Here is a 17,145-nt window from a genome sequence, read left to right as displayed (position 1 = left end):
GTTACCTCCTCTGCCCGGCGTACGGGCTCGGTGCGGCGTCCGCGTCCGGGCGCACGTAGCCCAGCCGCTTGTCGACGACGTTGCGCAGCTCGCGGCCGTGCGCGAACCGGTCGAGGTTGTCGGTGAACAGCCGGACCAGCTCGTCGCGCCAGCCGACGACGTCCCCCGACATGTGCGGGGACACGATGACCTCGGGCATGCCCCACAGCGGCGAGGACGGCGCGAGGGGCTCGTCCACGAACACGTCGAGCGCCGCGCCCGCGATGCGGCGGGCGCGCAGCGCCTCGACCAGGTCGTCCTCGGCGACCAGCGGCCCGCGCCCGACGTTGATCAGCCGCGCGGACGGCCGCATCCGGGCGAGCGCGGCGGCGTCGATCATGTTGCGGGTGGCGGGGGTGAGCGGCGCGGCGAGCACGACGTAGTCAGCGTCGGCGAGCGCGTCGTGCAGCCGCTCCATCGGGTGGACGACGCCGAAGTCGGGGTCGCCCTCGCGGGCGGTGCGGCCCGCGCCGGACACGCGCAGCCCGGCGGCGGCGAGCCGGCGGGCGATGGCGCGGCCGATCGGACCGGTGCCGGCGACCAGCGCGCGGGCCCCGGTGATCCGCTGGGTTTCGCGGTGCCGCCAGCGCCGCTCGCCCTGCAGGCGGACGGTGGCGGGCAGGTCCTTGGCGAAGGCGAGCACCAGGCCGAGGACGTATTCGGCGATCGGCTCGTCGAACACCCCTCGCGAATTGGTGACGATGGTGTTGCCTTCCACCAGGCCGGGGAACAGCAGGCGATCGACTCCGGCGCTCGCGATGTGCACCCAGCGCGGGCCGCCCTCGCGGGGCCACGCGGCCGCCAGCGCGTCCGACCAGAAGTCCCACACGAACAGCGCGTCGCAGCCGGGAAGAGCGGCCGCGAGCTGCGGTTTCCGCACGTAGACGACCTGCGCGAGGCGCTCGGCGGCCGCCATCGCGGGCGGCGGGACGTCGTCCTGGAGCACCACCACGCGGGGCGGTTCACCGGACGCGTTCGGACCTGGCTCCATCGGCGGCCACTTTCGGTGTTCCGGAATTTACGGGAAGGCAACATGGCGGGGCATTGACACGCTAGGAACGCTTCGTAGGATTGTCAACAATCAGCGGGGATGGACCGCCAGGTGGCCGCGCTGATCGTGCTGCAAGACCGTCGCAACCGTATTGCCCAAGGCCAGGACGCGTCCCAGAGCGCTCTAACGCAAGAGTCCTTTCGGGTGGCGACGCTCTCGCCCACCCCTGTCCACGGGGAGGTCCGGCATGCCCAGGCTCATGACCATCTCACTGGAGAAGCGCGGCGTGTCCTGCGTCGCCGAACTCCTCGAGAAGGACGCGCCGCGCACCTGCGAGGCGGTATGGCGCGCCCTGCCGCTCGGCGGGGACGCATACCACGCCAAGTACGCGCGCAACGAGGTCTACACGATGGTGGAGCGGTTCGCCGAGGAGGAGGTCGGGCTGGAGAACCCGACGGTGACCCCGATCCCCGGCGACGTCGTCTACTTCTCCTTCCCCGGCGGCATGCTCGACCGGGCGTTCAAGGAGGAGAAGAACATCCACGAGCTGCCCGGCGTCATCGACCTCGCGATCTTCTACGGCCGCAACAACCTGCTGCTGAACGGCGACGTCGGCTGGGTGCCCGGCAACGTGTACGCGACGATCGTCGACGGCCTCGACCGGATGGCCGAGGCGTGCAACGACGTCTGGCGGTCCGGCGCCGTCGGCGAGCGCCTGGTCTACCGCCGGCACGAGTCCTAGAGCGGTGGCCGCGCAGATGACATTCGACCCCACGCTGGTCGTCGGGCCCGAGCTGGTGGCGCAGCAGGGCATCGGCGTGGTCGCGCCGTTCGACTTCGCGCTCGACCGCGAGCTGTGGCGGTGGACGCCCGACGACGTGTCGCTGTTCATGACCCGGCTGCCGTACGTCCCGGTGCCGGTCACCGTCGAGATGGCCTCGGCGCTGTCGGACCACTCGATCGTCCGGCAGGCGACCCGGGACGTGCTCGCGCCGGAGCCGCTCGCGGTGGCCTACGCCTGCGCGTCCGGCAGCTTCATCCGCGGCAGGGCCGGCGAGCTGGCGCTGCACCGGACGATGGCCGCGGCGGGCGCGCCCGCGGTCGCCACCACGTCCGGCTCGCTGGTGGAGTCGCTGCGGCTGCTGAACGCGGGCCGGATCGCGGTGGTGACGCCCTACATCGACGCGGTCACCGAGCGGCTGGTCTCGTTCCTCGGCGAGTACGGCATCGAGGTGGTGTCGTCGGTCGGGATGGGGCTGCTCAGCCACATCTGGAAGGTCGGCTACGGCGAGATCGTCAGCGCGGTGTCGTCGGTGGACCGGCCGGAGGCCGAGGCGGTGTTCATCAGCTGCACCAACGTGCCGACCTACGACATCATCGCCCCGCTGGAGCAGATGATCGGCAAGCCGGTGCTCACCGCCAACCAGGTCACCATGTGCTCGGCGCTGCGCGCGATGGGCCGCTCGGCGGCCGGTCCGGGGCAGTGGCTGGTGCAGCTCGGCAGCCAGACGGCCGCCTGACGTCCATGATCGGCGAAGGCATGATCGATGAAGGTAGGATTGTCGACAACATGCAGCACAACGGTCCCGCCGCGGGGTTCCTCTACCCGGGCTACAGTGCCGAGGACGACTACCCCGCGATCGAGCGCGCGCTGCGCGGTTCGGGAGCGGGCGACGTCAGCCTGCCGGTCGTGCACACGCTGATGCGCGAGGACGCCCACCGGGTGGACGCGCTGCTGGACATCGGCGGCGACGACGTGCTCGGCGAGGGCGCCCGCGCGCTGCGCGCGATGGGCGTGCGGGCCGCCGTGTGGGCGTGCACGAGCGGCAGCTTCGTGTTCGGCTGGGACGGCGCCGCCGCGCAGGTCCGGGGCGTCCGCGAGGCCGCGGGGGTGCCCGCGTCCAGCACGTCGTTCGCGTTCGTGCACGCGGCCCGCGCGCTCGGCCTGCGCCGGGTCGCCGTGGCCGCGACCTATCCCGCCGACGTCGCCGAGCGGTTCGGCGCGTTCCTCGGCCACGCCGGCATCGAGGTGGTGGCGCTGTCCTGCCGGGGCATCGTCACCGCCGCCGAGGTCGGAACCCTCGGCCGCGACGAGGTCCTGGAGTTCGTCGCGGCCAACGACCATCCCGACGCCGAGGCGGTGCTGGTGCCCGACACCGCGCTGCACACCGTGGCCTGGCTCGACGAGCTGGAGCGGCGGGTCGGCAAGCCGGTGCTCACCGCCAACCAGGTGAGCGTGTGGGAGGGGCTGCGGCTCGCCGCGGGCCCGGCCGGGCTCGAGCCGCGCGCCGGGCTCGGCCGGCTGTTCGCCGTCCCCGCCCCGGCGCCGGGAGCAGATCCCTGGCAGCTATGACGAAAGGGGCCCGCCGATGGGCCGGTTGGGTGAGCTGGAACCCGTCCCGCGCAGGTCGACGGTCGAGATCGTGTCCGACGAGCTGCGCTCGGCGATCATGTACGGGGCGCTGGAGCCGGGCGCGCAGCTCGGCGAGGCGGAGCTGGCGGCCCGGCTCGGCATCAGCCGCGGCCCGCTGCGCGAGGCGATGCAGCGCCTCGTCCAGGAGGGCCTGCTGGTCAGCGAGCCGCACCGCGGGCTCTTCGTGATCACCTTGGACGAGGGCGACGTCGAGGACGTCTACCTCACCCGGCTGGCGATCGAGCGGGCCGCCTGCGAGCTGATCATGCAGCGCAACCGGGGCGAGGCGGTCGCCCGGCTCACCGAGGCCCTGGAGGCGCTGATCGACGCGGCGCGCGAGCGGGACCGGGTCGCGATGAGCGACGCCGACCAGGCGTTCCACGAGGTGCTGGTCAGCTCGTCCGGCAGCCCGCGGCTGGAGCGGATGGCGCACACGCTGCTGGTGGAGACGCGGATGTGCCTGAACGCGCTGCAGGACACCTATCCCGAGCCGTCGGAGCTGGTCGAGGAGCACCGGCGGCTGGTGGACGCGATCGGCGACGGCGAGGAGGAGCGGCTGCTCCAGCTGATCGAGGAGCACATGACCGACTCGATCCGGCGCCTGCGCTCCACGTAGGAGGGGTCCCCTGGACATCCGGTCCCGGGCGACCTAGCGTGCAGATTGTCGACAATCTACCGGAGGACGCGATGGCTCAGCTCTCACCCCTGCTCAAGCAGGCCACCCCCGTCCTGGCGGAGCGCGGCGAGGGGGTCTACCTCTACGACGCCGACGGCCGCCGCCACCTGGACTTCACCGCGGGCATCGGCGTCACGAACACCGGGCACTGCCATCCGCGCGTCGTGGAGGCGGCGCGCGAGCAGGTCGGCACGCTGATCCACGGCCAGTACACGACGGTGATGCACCGGCCGCTGCTGCGGCTGGTCGAGGCGCTCGGCGACGTCCTGCCGGACGGCCTGGACTCGCTGTTCTTCCTCAACAGCGGCAGCGAGGCCGTCGAGGCGTCCATCCGGCTCGCCCGGCACGCCACCGGGCGGCAGAACATCGTCGTCTTCCACGGCTCGTTCCACGGGCGGACGATGGGCGCCGCCGCCCTCACCACCGCGGGCACCAAGTTCCGCGCGGGCATCGGCCCGCTGATGCCGGGCGTCGCCGTCGCGCCGTTCCCGCAGGCCTACCGGTACGGGTGGGACGAGGACGAGGCGACCCGGTTCGCGCTGCGCGAGCTGGACTACGCGCTCGCGACGTCCAGCCCCGCGTCCGACACCGCCGCGTTCGTGGTCGAGCCGGTGCTCGGCGAGGGCGGCTACATCCCGGCGCCGCCCGCGTTCCTGGAGGGGCTGCGCGAGCGCGCCGACCGGCACGGGATCCTGCTCGTGGTGGACGAGGTGCAGACCGGGTACGGCCGGACGGGCCGCTTCTGGGGCCACCAGCACGCGGCGGTCGGTCCCGACGTGCTGATCACCGCGAAGGGCCTGGCCAGCGGGTTCCCGCTGTCGGCGATCGCGGCGCCGACCGCGCTGATGGAGAAGGCGTGGCCGGGGTCGCAGGGCGGCACCTACGGCGGCAACGCGGTCGCGTGCGCCGCCGCGCTCGCCACGCTGGAGGTGATCCGGGACGAGAACCTGGTGGAGAACGCGGCGGTGCTCGGCGCCCGGCTGAACGCGGGCCTGCGCGAGGTCGCGGCCGGCCATCCGGAGATCGGCGACGTGCGCGGCCTCGGGCTGATGCAGGCGTGCGAGTTCAGCACGCCGGACGGCGAGCCCGACACGGCCGCCGCCCAGCGCGCCCACGGCGCCGCCGCCGAGCAGGGGCTGCTGCTGCTCACCTGCGGCGCGTTCGGCAACGTCGTCCGGATGATCCCGCCGCTGGTGGTGGACGCGTCCCAGATCGACGACGCACTCGCGCTGTGGGCCAAGGCGGTCGCCAACGCGGCCGGCTAGGGCGGGTCCTTCGGGCCGGTCCTGCGGTAGACGATCGTGAGGACCACCACCAGCACGATCAAGGCCGCCAGCACGATCGCGCCCTTGAGCAGCCGGTCCAGCAGCAGCTCGGTGAGCAGTTCGCCGTCACCGGTCGCGACGATCATCGGTTCCCTCCGTCCGGCGGGTCTCGGCGCGGTCCAGGTAGTGCAGGGCGCCGCGGACGGCGAGCCGGCCGAGCCCGGACGGCCCGAGGCCGTGTTCCGGGTCGCCCGCCGGGACGGCCTGGAGCAGGCGTCGCTGCGCAACGTGGCCGCCGAGGCGGACCTCGCGATCGGGTCCGTGCGGCACTACTTCGGCGGCCAGGCCGACATCATGATCTTCGCGATGCGGTACTTCGCCGAGCGGGCCGGCGAGCGGATGCGGCGCCGCGCGGGCCGGCTCGCCGTCCCCGACCCTGCGGCCCCTCCCGCCGAGCACGTCGCGACGGTGGAGGCGCTCTTCGCCGAGCTGCTGCCGCTGGACGCCGAGCGGCGCGAGGAGGCCGAGGTGTGGCTGGCGTTCACCGTCGGCGCCCGCACCCGCCCCGAGTTGCGGCCGCTCGCCCGGGAGATGCACGACGACCTGCGCTCGATCGCGGTGCGCGTGCTGGAGGCGGCCGGCCGCGTCGACATCCTGCGACCGGGCCTCGACATCGGTGCGGAGGCGGCGCGGGTGCACGCGCTGGTCGACGGGCTGACGCTGCACGCCGTCCTGCAACCGGAGAGCACCGGCCCGGACGAGATGCGGACGATCCTGCGCCGGCACATCGGCGAGCTCACCGCGATCCCCACCGAGGACGGGCACGGCGCCCGCTAGGAGCGCATGCCGGGAGCGCCCGCGGAGGTGGCGGCCGGGGGGCTGCTAGATTCCGAACCTCGTTCTAATCACGAGGAGGGCGCGTTGAACCCCTGGCAGACCCCCGAGCGCGCGGCGCTGCGCGAGCTCGTCCGCGACTTCACCGCGCGGGAGATCGTCCCGTCGCTGCCGGAGTGGGAGGACGCCGGGGAGCTGCCCCGGTCCCTGCACCGCCGCGCCGCCGACGCGGGCATCCTCGGCGCCGGGTTCCCGGAGGAGGCCGGCGGCTCGGGCGGCGAGCTGTTCGACGCGCTCATCGTCGCCGAGGAGATCATCCAGGCGGGCGGGTCGGGCGGCGTCGTCGCGTCGCTGTTCACGCACGGCATCGCCCTCCCCCACCTCATCGCGTCCGGCGACAAGGACCTGATCGACCGGTTCGCGCGGCCCGTGCTCGCCGGGGAGAAGATCGGCGCGCTCGGCGTCACCGAGCCCTGCACCGGCTCCGACGTCGCGGGCATCCGCACCACCGCCGTCCGCGACGGAGACGCCTACGTCGTCAACGGCGCCAAGATGTTCATCACCTCCGGCGTGCGGGCCGACTTCGTCACCACCGCCGTCCGCACCGGCGAACCGGGCTTCGGCGGGATCTCGCTGATCGTCATCGAGAAGGGGACGCCCGGCTTCACCGTCTCCAAGGCGCTGCGGAAGATGGGCTGGCAGTGCTCCGACACCGCCGAGCTCGCCTTCGACGACGTCCGGGTGCCCGCCGCGAACCTGATCGGCGCGGAGAACAGCGGGTTCCTGCAGATCGTGCAGAACTTCGTCACCGAGCGGCTGTCCCTGGCCGTCCAGGCGTACGCGACCGCGCAGCGCTGCCTCGACCTCACGATGAGCTGGATCCGGGACCGCGAGACGTTCGGCCGCCCGCTGTCGTCCCGGCAGCTCGTCCGGCACAAGGTCGCCGAGATGGCCCGGCAGGTGGACGTGGCGCGCGCCTACACCCGGTCGGTCGCTGAACGGCACGCCGCCGGCGAGGACGTCCTCACCGAGACCGCGTACGCGAAGAACACCGCCGTCTACGCGTGCGAGCACGTCGTCCACGAGGCGGTGCAGCTGCACGGCGGGATGGGCTACATGCGGGAGTCGGAGGTGGAGCGCCACTACCGCGACGCCCGCCTCCTCGGCATCGGCGGCGGCACCAACGAGATCATGAACGAGATCGTCGCGAAGCGCCTCGGGCTCTGAGCGCGCGCGGGGCGCGGCGCGGCGCCCGGCGGTGAAGGGGGACACCGCCGGGCGCCGCCTCTCTCCGGGAACGTCAGCCGAGCGGGTTGCCGCAGTCGATGGGCCAGTACGGGCCCCAGACGTCGAGCGAGTTCTCGACGAACTTGATCATGACCGGGTCGAACGCGATGCCCACGTGCGCGTTGGTGTCGTTCGCGCACTTGTCCTGCAGCAGCACGTTCTGCGCGTTGGTGCCGTTCAGGAACTCCGAGGTGTACGGCGTGACGACCTCGTCGTACTTGGTGGACAGCACGATGTACTGCACGCCGGGCACCGTGTCGCCGCCCGCGTTGAGGTTCTTCAGGAAGTCGGAGTCGGTGATCTGCTCGCCCGCCGCCGGCGCGGCCTTCACCACCGCCTGCGTGATGCCGAGCAGGCTGCCGAGCTCCACCAGCCCGTCCAGGTTCGTCCCGTGGTTGGACGGCACGATCCCGATCAGCTTGTTGACCTTCGAGGCGCCGCCGAGGAACTTCAGGTAGTAGCGGGGCATCATCCCGCCCTGGGAGTGCCCGACCATGTCGACCTTCGAGGCGCCGGTCGCGGCCAGCACCTTGTCGACGAACGCCGACAGCTGGCCCGCGGACGCGGCGATCTCACCGGTGCCCTGGATCGGGGCGTCCTGCGCGCCGCCGTAGTTGAGCGCGTAGACGCAGTATCCGGCCTTCTTCAGCGCGGGCGAGAGCTTCTGCCAGTTGAACGCCATGTTCTCGAACGTGCCGTGCACCAGCACCACCGGACGCGGGTGCAGGAACGACGGCTTGCAGTTCCAGTCGTTGGCGCCGTCCGGGCTCGTCTCCGCGTGGGCCGCGGGCGCGGCCACGGCGGACAGCCCGAGGGCGGTGGGGATCGCCGCGGCGATGACGGCCCAGGACTTGAGTCGCCTGAAACGCATGTTCATCTCCCTGGAAGCGGGCACGCCGAAACGGCGCCGGAACCCCGCGACGGCGAGTGCGGGGCCCCGGCCGCGGATCGTCGTGAGATCGGGGGTGGGTGCGGCCGCGCTGATCAGCTGAGGTGGTGACAAGGTACGGCCGCGTTTCCGCGCGGTCTTGTAGCAGGACTCGCCACTTGGCCCGGAGGAATTGTCAGGCGGCTCACAACCGGGACCGCCCGCATGCCCTCCGACCTGCGGCGTACCCGTGCGCGGCGCGGCCGCGCGCGCCTCTGCGGCGGCGCCGTGCGCTAGGGGGCGCCGACGAGCCCGTCGACCAGCGCGCGCAGGCCGTCGGCGTAGGTGTCCTGCGCGGTCAGCGCCGCCCAGCGGTCCGCGACCCGCGCGAGGCGGGGCAGCTCGGCGGCGTCGATGTCGGCGAACACCCGCTCGCGGTAGGTCGGCCGCTCGTCGCCCGCCCGGCGCCGCGCCGCCGCGGCCCGCACGATGATCTCCCCGGCGGTGTAGTACCAGATCGCCCGGTAGGCGTGGACGGCCCGCTCGGGGCTCAGCCCGCTCTCCTCCAGGCCGGCCAGGATCTGCTCGACGAACCACAGCGCCGACCGCGACATCAGGTCGTCGGCCGTGAGCACCTCCGCGACCCAGGGGCACGCGGCGAGCGTCTCCCGGATCGCGGCGGCCGCCGCCACGACCCGCTCGCGGGGGTCGGCGGGCAGGTCGGGCTCGCGCGCCATCCGCGCGGCGTAGTCGTCGAGCAGCAGGACGAGCAGCTGCTCCTTGTCGCGGACGTGGTGGTACAGCGCCATCGGCGTGCTGCCGACCTCCTTGGCCAGCCGGCGCATCGTCAGCCGGTCCACGCCCTCCTCGTCCACGATCCGGCGCGCGGTCTCGACGATCTCGGCGCGGGAGATCCGGGGCGGCCTGCCCCGCTGGGCGGACGGTTGCGGCATCCCCCCATCATCGCGGACTCGACAGCCGGGCCCGCCGCCGGTTAGTTTTTATACATGTATAAAAAAGAACGCCCCTGGGCGGTGCTCGCGGCGGCCTGCGTCGCCCAGTTCGTCTTCGCGCTGGACATGGCGGTGATGAACGTCGCGCTCCCGGCGATCAGGACCGCCCTCGGCTTCGCACCGGTCGGCCTGTCCTGGGTCGTCCACGTCTACGCGCTCGCCTTCGGCGGGTTCCTGCTGCTCGGCGGCCGGGCCTGCGACCTGTACGGGCGGCGCCGGATGTTCGTCCTCGGCCTCGCCGTGTTCGGGCTGTGCTCGCTCGCCGGCGGGCTCGCCCAGGCGCCGTGGCAGCTCGTCGCGGCGCGCGCAGGCCAGGGTCTCGGCGCCGCCGCCGCGGCCCCGGCCTCGCTCGCCCTGCTGACCACCACGTTCACCGAGGGCCGCGCGCGGGTCCGCGCCCTCGGCGTGTGGAGCGCGATGAACGCGGCGGGAGGCGCCCTCGGCGTCCTCGCGGGCGGCGTGCTCACCGAGTACGCGGGCTGGCGCTGGGTGATGCTCGTCAACCTGCCTTTCGTCGCGCTCACCCTCGCGTTCGTCCCGGCGGGCGTGGCCGCCCAAGCGCGCGCGGGCGCCCGCGAGCGGATGGACGTGCCCGGCGCGGTGCTGGCGACCGCCGGGTTCGGGCTGCTGGTCTTCGGCGTGGTGCGCACCGACGCCGTCGGCTGGTCGGACCCGGCCACCCTCGCCTGCCTCGGCGGCGCCGCCCTGCTCCTCGCGGCCTTCGTCGCCGTCGAGGCCCGGGTCCGCGCGCCGCTCATGCGGCCGGGCCTGCTGCGCAACCGCTGGGTCGCGGGCGCGAACGTGATCGTCTTCCTGGCGGCGGCGGGCCAGTTCGCCGCGTTCTACTTCGTCTCCCTCTACATGCAGCAGGTGCTCGGCATGGGCGCCGCCGAGACGGGCCTGGCCTTCCTGCCGTTCTCGGCCGGCGTCGTGCTCGGCACACTGCTCGCGACCCGGGTCGCCGGGAACCGCTCGCCCCGCGCGGCGCTGGTGCCGGGCAGCCTGCTCGCCGCCGCCGGGCTGGCCTGGTTCACCCGGATCAGCCCGAACGGCGGCTTCCTCACCGACGTGCTCGGCCCGTCGGTGGTGGGCAGCATCGGCATCGGGCTCGTGCTGGCGCCCGTCGCCGCTGCGGCCACCACCGGGGTCGCGGCCCGGGAGGCCGGGACGGCGTCGGGGCTGCTCAACAGCTCCCGCCAGCTCGGCGGCTGCGTCGGCCTCGCCGCCCTCGCCACGGTCGCCGCGCACCGCACCGGCGACGCGGCCTCCCCCGCCGCGCTGAACGGCGGCTACGCCCTGAGCCTCACCGTCTCCGCGGCCCTGTTCCTGGTGGCCGCGCTCGTCGCGCTGGCCCTCCCCCGCCGGGAGCGGTCCGCGCCCGTACCGTCCGCCGCTCCGGCGGAGAACCGACTGGAAGGAACACCGTCATGACGCAGCCGATCGACATGTTCGCCCTCGCCCTCACCTTCCACCCGGACGGCGCGGTGCGCAGCGGCGAGCGCCGGATGACCACCGACGACGGCGGGTGGCAGGTCGCGGCGTTCCACGTCGAGACCGACGCGGACGTCCACGCCGACCACTGGGAGGTGCACCCGGCGGCCGAGGAGGCGGTGTGCTGCCTGGCCGGCGGCGGGGTCCGCATGTACTTCCGCCCCGAGGGGCCCGGCGGCGAGGAGGAGATGGTCCGGCTCCCGGCGGGCCGAGCCGTGATCGTCCCCCGGGGCCGCTGGCACCGCCTGGAACTGGACGGCCCGAGCGACGTCATGTCCATCACCCTGCGGCGGGGCTCCCGGCAGGAAAGGCGCTGACACCGCCCGGAGGGCGCCCGGCCGGGCGCCCTCACGGCGCGGGCGTCAGGCCTGGGCGACCGCGCCGTCGGCGAGGAGGGCGTCGATGTCGTCGAAGCCGAGGTCCTCCAGGACGGCGCGGGTCTGGCCGCCGGGCAGGACGGGGAGCCCGTCGGTGTCGGTGGCGGTGCGGGAGAAGCGCGGCGCCGGGGCGGGCTGGCGGTGGCCGGCGCGCTCGGGGAAGACGTCGCGGGCGGTGTTGAAGGGGTGCTCCTTGGCCTCGTTCATCGACAGGACGGGCGCCACGCACGCGTCGCTGGGCACGAAGACCTCGGTCCACTCGTCGCGGGTCTTCGCCTTGAACGCGGCGGCGAAGCGCTCGCGCATCTCGGGCCAGCGGGCGCGGTCCTGCTGGTCGGGGAGGTCCTCGGTGTCGACGCCGAGGCGGCGCACGAACTCGGCGAAGAACTGGGGCTCGATCGCGCCGACCGCCATGTGCCCGCCGTCGGCGGTCTCGTACACGTCGTACCAGGGGGCGCCGGTGTCGAGGAAGTTGACGCCGCGCCGGTCCTGCCACATGCCGCCCGCGAGGAAGCCGTGGATGAAGGTGGACAGGTGGGCGGCGCCGTCCACGATGGCGGTGTCGACGACCTGCCCGCGCCCGCTGGTCTTGGCCTCCAGCAGCGCGGCGAGGACGCCGACGACGAGGTACATGCTGCCGCCGGCGAAGTCGCCGAGCAGGTTCAGCGGGACCTGCGGCGGGCCGCCGGCGCGGCCGATGGCGTGCAGCGCGCCGGTGATGGCGATGTAGCCGATGTCGTGGCCGGCGGTCCGCGCCAGCGGGCCCTCCTGGCCCCAGCCGGTCATCCGGCCGTAGACGAGGCGGGGGTTGCGGGCGAGGCAGTCGTCCGGGCCGAGGCCGAGGCGCTCGGTGACGCCGGGCCGGAAGCCCTCGATCAGGACGTCGGACCGCTCGACGAGGCGGAGCACGACGTCCTTGCCCTTCTCGCTCTTGAGGTCGATGGCGATCGAGCGCTTGCCGCGGTTGCTGAAGTCGGTGCCGCCGGTGGCGGCGTCCCGCACCGCGGACGGGCGGTCGACCCGGATGACGTCGGCGCCGAGATCGGCGAGCAGCATCGCGGCGAACGGCCCCGGCCCGATCCCGGCCAGCTCGACCACGCGCACTCCGGAGAGCGGCCCCTTGCCCATCTGCAGCCCCTTTCGGTCCCACCTGTCTCCGCCGGGGGCCGGTCCCGGGGCGGTCCCCCCGCGGCCGGCGCTGAATCCCGTTCGGTCACCCTAGTGTGCCCGATCGCGGTAAGTGGGTTCTGACCGGCCCCGTTCAGCGGGGCGCGGCGGTGACCGCGACCGGGACGTTCGGGCCGCGCTCCGGCCGGGCGACCAGCAGCCGGTGATCGGTCGTGGCGGGGCCGAGCGCCCCCCGCACCCGCGGGACGAGCACGGACGCGGCGGCGGCGAGGAAGTACCAGCGGCCCGACGGCGACTGCCACCAGGTGCCCGACACCGGGCGCCGCGCGTCGCAGGGGCCGGTGTCGTGCGGCCGGTCGGCGACGAGCATGGACGCGCCGGCCCGCCCGCCGTCGGCGTAGGCCGTCCGGGTGCAGAACCAGCTGGCGGGCGCGCCGCCGTGCGGGAGCGTCCCGGACCAGAACTCCCAGGCCATGGCGTCGGTGACGGGCCGGCTCCGCGGCGGTTCGAGGCAGCCGAGGCGGTTCCAGGTCCGCACCGCGCCGGGGCCGAGGCGGGCGGGCGCGGCGGGCGCCCCGCCCGGCGCGTAGCCGGGCGAGTGGTAGGTGAGGACGGCGGCGCGCGGGCCGCCGAGGTAGCCGAGCGTGCGGTCGCCGAGGTGGAAGAGCGGGCCGCGCCCGCAGGGCGTTCCGGCGGGCGCGGGCGCGACGACGCCGTCGCGGGCGGGCAGGGCGGCGCCCGCGAGGGTGCGGGGCGCCGGTTCCCAGGGCGCGAGGAGGTAGCGTCCGCCGCCGAGGGCGATCGGGGCGGACGCGTCGGTGCCGGCGGTGACGACGTCCAGGCCGGGCGGGGCGTAGCGGGCGACGCGGTCGCCGCGCCGCATCAGCGCGAGCGGCGCGCCGCCCGCGTGCCCGGCATAGAGGAGCTGGGCGGTGCCGCCGCCGGGGCTCCGGCCGCCCTTGGCCGTCGCCCATGCGGCGGCGGCGCGGTCGAGGAACGCGCGGTCGCCGGCGAGGTCGCCGCGCGCGGGCCAGGCGTCCAGGGTGCGGGGGCCGCGCGTCCAGGCGGACGGCGGGGCAGCGGCGAGCCGCAGGCTCGGGGCGGCGGCGCCCGGGCGTCCCGACCCGGTGTGGATCAGCACGCCGACCAGCGCGGTGGTGAGCGCGGCGGCCGTCACCAGCGGCAGCACCGAGCGGGTCCGGACGGGGCGCAGGTGCGCCGGGTCGAACCGCTCGGCGCGGTGCGGGACGGGGATCGAGACGGCGCAGGCGGCGTCGATGACGGGCCAGGGGTCGCGCACCCGCAGCTCCCGGAGCTGGTCGCGGACGGCGTACTTCGGCAGGCCCTCGATGCGCAGCAGCACGTAGGCGACCCGCACGTACGGGTCGAACTCGGCGAGCGCGGCGGTCAGCGCCGGGTCGGGCAGCCGCGCGGGCAGCGCGCGCAGCCAGGGGCCGAGGCCGATCTGCAGGCGGCGGGAGGGGCGCAGCGCGCGGCGCAGCACGCGGGTGCGGCGGCGGGCGAGGCCGGGGGCGGTGCGGTCGCGCGGGCCGCGGGCGGTGGCGTCCACGATCCGGCGGGCGACCGCCAGCCGGTAGACGCGCTTTCCGCGGCCCGGAAGAACGAAATACGCCATTCGGACGAGATTTCCGTAATGCGATTTCCTGGGCGGCGATTCCGGCGCCGGCTGCGCGATGACGTCCTCCGTCACGGCGGGCCCCTCCCCCTTCCGTTCCCGGGCGCGGCGCCCCTCGCGCCGCGGGGACCGAGGTTATGCGGCACCGGCGCGCGCTGGAGCGGAATTGGGGCAACGATGGGCAACGCCAAAAGAAATGTCCCCTATTTCCGTACGGAAAAGGCGCGGCGGCCCCGGGCCCGCGTCAGGAGCGCAGGGCGTCCGTGTACGCCGGGAGGGTGATGTTGCGGCCGGACACGACCACGACCGGCCGGCCGGTGATCTCGACCTTGCCGGCCAGCACCGCCGCGACGCCCGCCGCGCCCGCGCCCTCGGCGACCAGGCCGTGCTCGGCGAACAGCCAGCGCAGCGCGGTGCGGATCTCCGCGTCGGTGACGGCGGTCAGCGCCGCGTCCGCCCCGATCACCTCCGGCGTCACGCAGCCGGCCTCCAGGTTGCCGGGCAGCCCGTCGGCGAACGTCTCGCCGACCTCCACCTCGACCACCCGCCCGGCGGCGACCGACGCCGACACGCCGCGCGACACCGCCGACTCCACCCCGACGATCCGCACGCCGCCGCGCTCGCGCGCCCACAGGCTGAGCCCGGCGAGCAGGCCCCCGCCGCCGACCGGCGCGATCACCGTGAGCGGTCCGTCCGCCTGCGCGTCCAGCTCCCGGCCGATGGTGCCCTGCCCGGCGATGACCGCCGGGTCGTTGTAGGGCGAGACGTAGTGGCCGGGCAGCGTCATCGCGTGCGCCTCGGCCTCGTCGTAGGTGTCGCCGTGCAGGACGAGCCGGACCGGGAACGCGCCGATCCGATCCACCTTCACCGGGGACGCCCGCCTCGACACGACCACCGTCACGTCCGCGCCGGACCGGGCCGCCGCGTACCCCATGCCCAGGCCGTGGTTGCCGGCGCTCGCGGTGACGGCCGGCGTGCCGTCCGGCAGCGCCGCCACGGCGGCGAGCGCGCCGCGCACCTTGAACGAGCCGGTCGGCTGGAAGGTCTCCAGTTTCAGCAGCGCGTCCGGTGCCAGGCCGGACGGGACGGCGGGCGTCGGCGCGAGCGCCCCGGACACCGCCTCCCAGGCCAGCTCCAGGTCCAGCGAGCCCGGCACGCGGACCCGGCGGGCCGTCACGAGCCGTCCCCCGGCGTTCCGTCCTGCCCGGTGCGGTCCAGCCGCTCGTGCAGCCGGCTCCGGATCTCCTCCGGCGTGTACGCGCGGCGCCGCCGCTCGGAGCGCACGATCACCGCCCCGGTCGCCGCCACTCCGAGGAACCCCGCGATGCCCAGCGCCTTCCACAGGCCGGCCCTTCTCCACCACCGCATGCGGCTACGGTATCGACCATGCCGGGCACGAGCATCTCCCTCGACGAGGCCGCCGACCTGACCCGCACCGGCGACGTGTGGCTGTTCCGCGGCCGGACGGTCGCCGACCGCGCCATCCAGATGACGACGAACAGCCCGGTGAACCACGTCGGCATGTCGCTGGTCATCGACGACCTGCCGCCGCTGATGTGGCACGCCGAGCTCGGCCGCTCGCTGCCGGACCTGTGGTCGGGCGGCCACCAGCGCGGCGCGCAGCTCCACGACCTGCGCGACGCCGTGCTGACATGGGGCGACCGGTACGGGCAGCGGGCCTGGCTGCGGCAGCTCGACCCGCCGGCGTCCGGGGAGATGGAGGACGCGGCGCTGCGCGCGGTGGCCCGGCTGGACGGCACGCCGTTCCCGTCCACGTCGCGGCTGGCGTCGCGGTGGCTGCGCGGCCGGGTCCCGATCCGCCGCCCGGCCGAGCGCGACATGAACCTGGAGACGGCGTTCTGCGCGGAGATCGTCGCGGTGACGTACCAGGCGATGGGGCTGCTGCCGAAGGGCCGCCGCCCGAACTGGTTCGACCCGGGCCGGTTCTGGAGCGGCGACGACCTGGACCTGGAGTCGGGCGCGGTCCTCGGCGGCGAGATCGCCGTCGGCCTGCCCCCGCGTCCCTAGCGCGGCGACTCGGGGCGGGCGGACGTCCGGGAGCGGGTCGAACCGCGTCCAGCCGAGCCCCGCGGACGTCTCTCCCGGCGGCGCGGTCACGCCATATCCGGCGAGTCTCGATAAAGCGCGAGCTACGCGACAGTAGGCGTGACGTGGAACACAACCGGCCGATCACCCGTGCCGTCCGATGTCGGTTCCGGTGGACTTCGCCGCATCCCTAGCGTCACGAACCGAACGCGAACGTTATCCCCGACGTCCTAATGTTGGGCATCCCCCGACCGACGACCCCGAGGTGGACGTGGAACACGCAAGCATCGCCGACCTGTGGAACCGCGTGACGGGAACGCAGCCGGACCCCCCGTGGTGGCTCGTCGTCCTCGTCGGCGTCGTCGCGCTGGCCGCGGTGCTGCACGGCCCCACCTGGCGGGTCGCGCGCAACACCGTGACGATCGCGCACGAGGGCGGGCACGCGCTGATCGCCCTGCTCACCGGCCGCAAGCTGGACGGCATCAAGCTGCACTCCGACACCTCCGGCGTCACCGTGTCGCGCGGCAAGCCGCACGGCCCCGGAATGATCTTCACCGCGATGGCCGGGTACGTGACGCCGCCGCTGCTCGGCCTGTTCTTCGCGCTGCTGCTCGCCGCCGGCCGCATCACGCTGATGCTCTGGTTCACCCTCGCCCTGCTCGCCGCGATGCTCGTGATGATCCGCAACGCCTACGGCGCGCTGTCGGTCGTCGCGACCGGCGCGGTCGTCTTCCTGGTGTCCTGGTTCGGCGGCGCCGAGGTCCAGGCCGGCTTCGCCTACCTCGCCGCCTGGTTCCTGCTCCTCGCCGCGACGCGGCCGGTGATCGAGCTGCAGCGGATGCGCGCCCGGCACATGGCGCCGAGCTCCGACGCCGACCAGCTCGCGCACCTCACCGGCGTCCCTGGCCTGGCGTGGGTCACCCTGTTCGGCGCCACCGCCCTCGTCGCCCTCCTCGCCGGCGGCGCCCTCCTCTTCCCCGACGTCTCCCTCCACCTCCCCACCCTCCCCGGCCAGTGAGCCGACCGCCCGTCGCGCGGACCGCCTACCAGGCGGCTCCCGGTCGCGGCCGGGGGAACATCA

Annotated in this window: 19 protein-coding genes; 11 read left to right on the top strand and 8 right to left on the bottom strand. The window is 74.4% G+C overall.

The genetic code is table 11. The features are described from left to right. Position 1: 1 nt before the first annotated feature. On the bottom strand, positions 2–1,030 hold the full coding sequence (locus amrb99_RS33235) for a D-2-hydroxyacid dehydrogenase (protein ID WP_190863653.1): 1,029 nt from the start codon (positions 1,028–1,030) through the stop codon (positions 2–4). A 259-nt stretch (positions 1,031–1,289) separates the two neighbouring features. Between amrb99_RS33235 and amrb99_RS33230 the strand changes: the two genes are divergently transcribed. From amrb99_RS33230 to amrb99_RS33210, 5 genes are all read left to right on the top strand, one after another. Next, positions 1,290–1,772 carry a DUF3830 family protein gene (locus amrb99_RS33230; protein WP_206700200.1) on the top strand — a complete coding sequence of 161 codons (483 nt, stop codon included), beginning with the start codon at positions 1,290–1,292 and terminating at the stop codon, positions 1,770–1,772. A 16-nt stretch (positions 1,773–1,788) separates the two neighbouring features. Continuing rightward, complete coding sequence (locus amrb99_RS33225; protein ID WP_190863648.1) at positions 1,789–2,550, top strand: Asp/Glu racemase; 762 nt, start codon at positions 1,789–1,791, stop codon at positions 2,548–2,550. A gap of 50 nt (positions 2,551–2,600) precedes the next feature. Next, a complete protein-coding gene (locus tag amrb99_RS33220) occupies positions 2,601–3,383 on the top strand; it encodes a maleate cis-trans isomerase (RefSeq protein ID WP_190863646.1) in 783 nt (260 codons plus the stop codon). A gap of 16 nt (positions 3,384–3,399) precedes the next feature. Continuing rightward, a complete protein-coding gene (locus amrb99_RS33215; protein ID WP_190863643.1) occupies positions 3,400–4,059 on the top strand; it encodes a GntR family transcriptional regulator in 660 nt (219 codons plus the stop codon). A gap of 71 nt (positions 4,060–4,130) precedes the next feature. Next, positions 4,131–5,384, top strand: a complete 1,254-nt coding sequence (locus tag amrb99_RS33210) for an aminotransferase class III-fold pyridoxal phosphate-dependent enzyme (RefSeq protein WP_190863641.1) — start codon at positions 4,131–4,133, stop codon at positions 5,382–5,384. Here the strand turns inward: amrb99_RS33210 and amrb99_RS33205 are convergent. Further along, positions 5,381–5,530: a hypothetical protein gene (locus amrb99_RS33205; protein ID WP_190863639.1), complete on the bottom strand. Its 150-nt coding sequence runs from the start codon at positions 5,528–5,530 to the stop codon at positions 5,381–5,383. The genes amrb99_RS33210 and amrb99_RS33205 overlap by 4 nt on opposite strands. 40 nt (positions 5,531–5,570) lie before the next feature. Between amrb99_RS33205 and amrb99_RS33200 the strand changes: the two genes are divergently transcribed. Next, entirely contained in the window at positions 5,571–6,221 is a 651-nt protein-coding gene (locus amrb99_RS33200) for a TetR family transcriptional regulator C-terminal domain-containing protein (protein ID WP_190863636.1), read from the top strand. An 84-nt stretch (positions 6,222–6,305) separates the two neighbouring features. Beyond that, complete coding sequence (locus tag amrb99_RS33195) at positions 6,306–7,445, top strand: acyl-CoA dehydrogenase family protein (protein ID WP_241756163.1); 1,140 nt, start codon at positions 6,306–6,308, stop codon at positions 7,443–7,445. A gap of 73 nt (positions 7,446–7,518) precedes the next feature. Here amrb99_RS33195 and amrb99_RS33190 read toward each other — a convergent pair whose 3' ends face one another. Together amrb99_RS33190 and amrb99_RS33185 are read right to left on the bottom strand one after the other, a co-directional pair. Further along, positions 7,519–8,376: an alpha/beta fold hydrolase gene (locus amrb99_RS33190; RefSeq protein WP_190863631.1), complete on the bottom strand. Its 858-nt coding sequence runs from the start codon at positions 8,374–8,376 to the stop codon at positions 7,519–7,521. 290 nt (positions 8,377–8,666) lie between these two features. Beyond that, positions 8,667–9,326 (bottom strand): TetR/AcrR family transcriptional regulator, encoded by a 660-nt coding sequence (locus amrb99_RS33185; RefSeq protein WP_190863629.1) that lies wholly within the window; start codon positions 9,324–9,326, stop codon positions 8,667–8,669. 54 nt (positions 9,327–9,380) lie between these two features. Here amrb99_RS33185 and amrb99_RS33180 point away from each other — a divergent pair, with 54 nt between their 5' ends. Next, positions 9,381–10,817 carry an MFS transporter gene (locus amrb99_RS33180; protein WP_190863627.1) on the top strand — a complete coding sequence of 479 codons (1,437 nt, stop codon included), beginning with the start codon at positions 9,381–9,383 and terminating at the stop codon, positions 10,815–10,817. Then, complete coding sequence (locus amrb99_RS33175; protein WP_190863625.1) at positions 10,814–11,194, top strand: cupin; 381 nt, start codon at positions 10,814–10,816, stop codon at positions 11,192–11,194. Before amrb99_RS33180 ends, amrb99_RS33175 begins: the two co-directional genes overlap by 4 nt. Before the next feature lie 45 nt (positions 11,195–11,239). Here amrb99_RS33175 and amrb99_RS33170 read toward each other — a convergent pair whose 3' ends face one another. The 4 genes from amrb99_RS33170 to amrb99_RS33155 form a co-directional block, all read right to left on the bottom strand. Next, positions 11,240–12,382 carry a CaiB/BaiF CoA-transferase family protein gene (locus amrb99_RS33170; protein ID WP_190863623.1) on the bottom strand — a complete coding sequence of 381 codons (1,143 nt, stop codon included), beginning with the start codon at positions 12,380–12,382 and terminating at the stop codon, positions 11,240–11,242. Between the two features lie 133 nt (positions 12,383–12,515). Beyond that, a complete protein-coding gene (locus amrb99_RS33165) occupies positions 12,516–14,018 on the bottom strand; it encodes a hypothetical protein (protein ID WP_190863621.1) in 1,503 nt (500 codons plus the stop codon). A gap of 244 nt (positions 14,019–14,262) precedes the next feature. Beyond that, positions 14,263–15,195, bottom strand: coding sequence for a pyridoxal-phosphate dependent enzyme (locus amrb99_RS33160; RefSeq protein WP_190863619.1), 933 nt, complete (start codon positions 15,193–15,195; stop codon positions 14,263–14,265). Further along, the gene (locus amrb99_RS33155; RefSeq protein WP_190863616.1) at positions 15,192–15,386 is read right to left on the bottom strand and encodes a hypothetical protein; all 195 of its coding nucleotides are present in this window, start codon (positions 15,384–15,386) and stop codon (positions 15,192–15,194) included. Before amrb99_RS33155 ends, amrb99_RS33160 begins: the two co-directional genes overlap by 4 nt. A gap of 18 nt (positions 15,387–15,404) precedes the next feature. On the opposite strand from amrb99_RS33155, the gene amrb99_RS33150 reads away from it, so the two are divergent. Then, positions 15,405–16,046, top strand: coding sequence for a hypothetical protein (locus tag amrb99_RS33150; RefSeq protein ID WP_190863614.1), 642 nt, complete (start codon positions 15,405–15,407; stop codon positions 16,044–16,046). A gap of 283 nt (positions 16,047–16,329) precedes the next feature. Then, positions 16,330–17,082: a M50 family metallopeptidase gene (locus tag amrb99_RS33145; RefSeq protein WP_347256958.1), complete on the top strand. Its 753-nt coding sequence runs from the start codon at positions 16,330–16,332 to the stop codon at positions 17,080–17,082. Positions 17,083–17,145: the final 63 nt, after the last annotated feature.

This window comes from Actinomadura sp. RB99 (assembly GCF_014706005.1).
In the GTDB taxonomy this organism is placed as follows: Bacteria; Actinomycetota; Actinomycetes; order Streptosporangiales; family Streptosporangiaceae; genus Spirillospora.
Note: the sequence above shows the minus strand (reverse complement) of the source record. Positions and strands in the feature narration are given on the sequence as shown.

What these genes read in the sequence shown, in the direction of transcription:
- amrb99_RS33235 (WP_190863653.1), bottom strand. Translation starts at nt 1,030, where the DNA reads ATGGAGCCAGGTCCGAACGCGTCCGGTGAACCGCCCCGCGTGGTGGTG.
- amrb99_RS33230 (WP_206700200.1), top strand. Translation starts at nt 1,290, where the DNA reads ATGACCATCTCACTGGAGAAGCGCGGCGTGTCCTGCGTCGCCGAACTC.
- amrb99_RS33225 (WP_190863648.1), top strand. Translation starts at nt 1,789, where the DNA reads ATGACATTCGACCCCACGCTGGTCGTCGGGCCCGAGCTGGTGGCGCAG.
- amrb99_RS33220 (WP_190863646.1), top strand. Translation starts at nt 2,601, where the DNA reads ATGCAGCACAACGGTCCCGCCGCGGGGTTCCTCTACCCGGGCTACAGT.
- amrb99_RS33215 (WP_190863643.1), top strand. Translation starts at nt 3,400, where the DNA reads ATGGGCCGGTTGGGTGAGCTGGAACCCGTCCCGCGCAGGTCGACGGTC.
- amrb99_RS33210 (WP_190863641.1), top strand. Translation starts at nt 4,131, where the DNA reads ATGGCTCAGCTCTCACCCCTGCTCAAGCAGGCCACCCCCGTCCTGGCG.
- amrb99_RS33205 (WP_190863639.1), bottom strand. Translation starts at nt 5,530, where the DNA reads ATGATCGTCGCGACCGGTGACGGCGAACTGCTCACCGAGCTGCTGCTG.
- amrb99_RS33190 (WP_190863631.1), bottom strand. Translation starts at nt 8,376, where the DNA reads ATGCGTTTCAGGCGACTCAAGTCCTGGGCCGTCATCGCCGCGGCGATC.
- amrb99_RS33185 (WP_190863629.1), bottom strand. Translation starts at nt 9,326, where the DNA reads ATGCCGCAACCGTCCGCCCAGCGGGGCAGGCCGCCCCGGATCTCCCGC.
- amrb99_RS33180 (WP_190863627.1), top strand. Translation starts at nt 9,381, where the DNA reads ATGTATAAAAAAGAACGCCCCTGGGCGGTGCTCGCGGCGGCCTGCGTC.
- amrb99_RS33175 (WP_190863625.1), top strand. Translation starts at nt 10,814, where the DNA reads ATGACGCAGCCGATCGACATGTTCGCCCTCGCCCTCACCTTCCACCCG.
- amrb99_RS33170 (WP_190863623.1), bottom strand. Translation starts at nt 12,382, where the DNA reads ATGGGCAAGGGGCCGCTCTCCGGAGTGCGCGTGGTCGAGCTGGCCGGG.
- amrb99_RS33165 (WP_190863621.1), bottom strand. Translation starts at nt 14,018, where the DNA reads ATGGCGTATTTCGTTCTTCCGGGCCGCGGAAAGCGCGTCTACCGGCTG.
- amrb99_RS33155 (WP_190863616.1), bottom strand. Translation starts at nt 15,386, where the DNA reads ATGCGGTGGTGGAGAAGGGCCGGCCTGTGGAAGGCGCTGGGCATCGCG.
- amrb99_RS33150 (WP_190863614.1), top strand. Translation starts at nt 15,405, where the DNA reads ATGCCGGGCACGAGCATCTCCCTCGACGAGGCCGCCGACCTGACCCGC.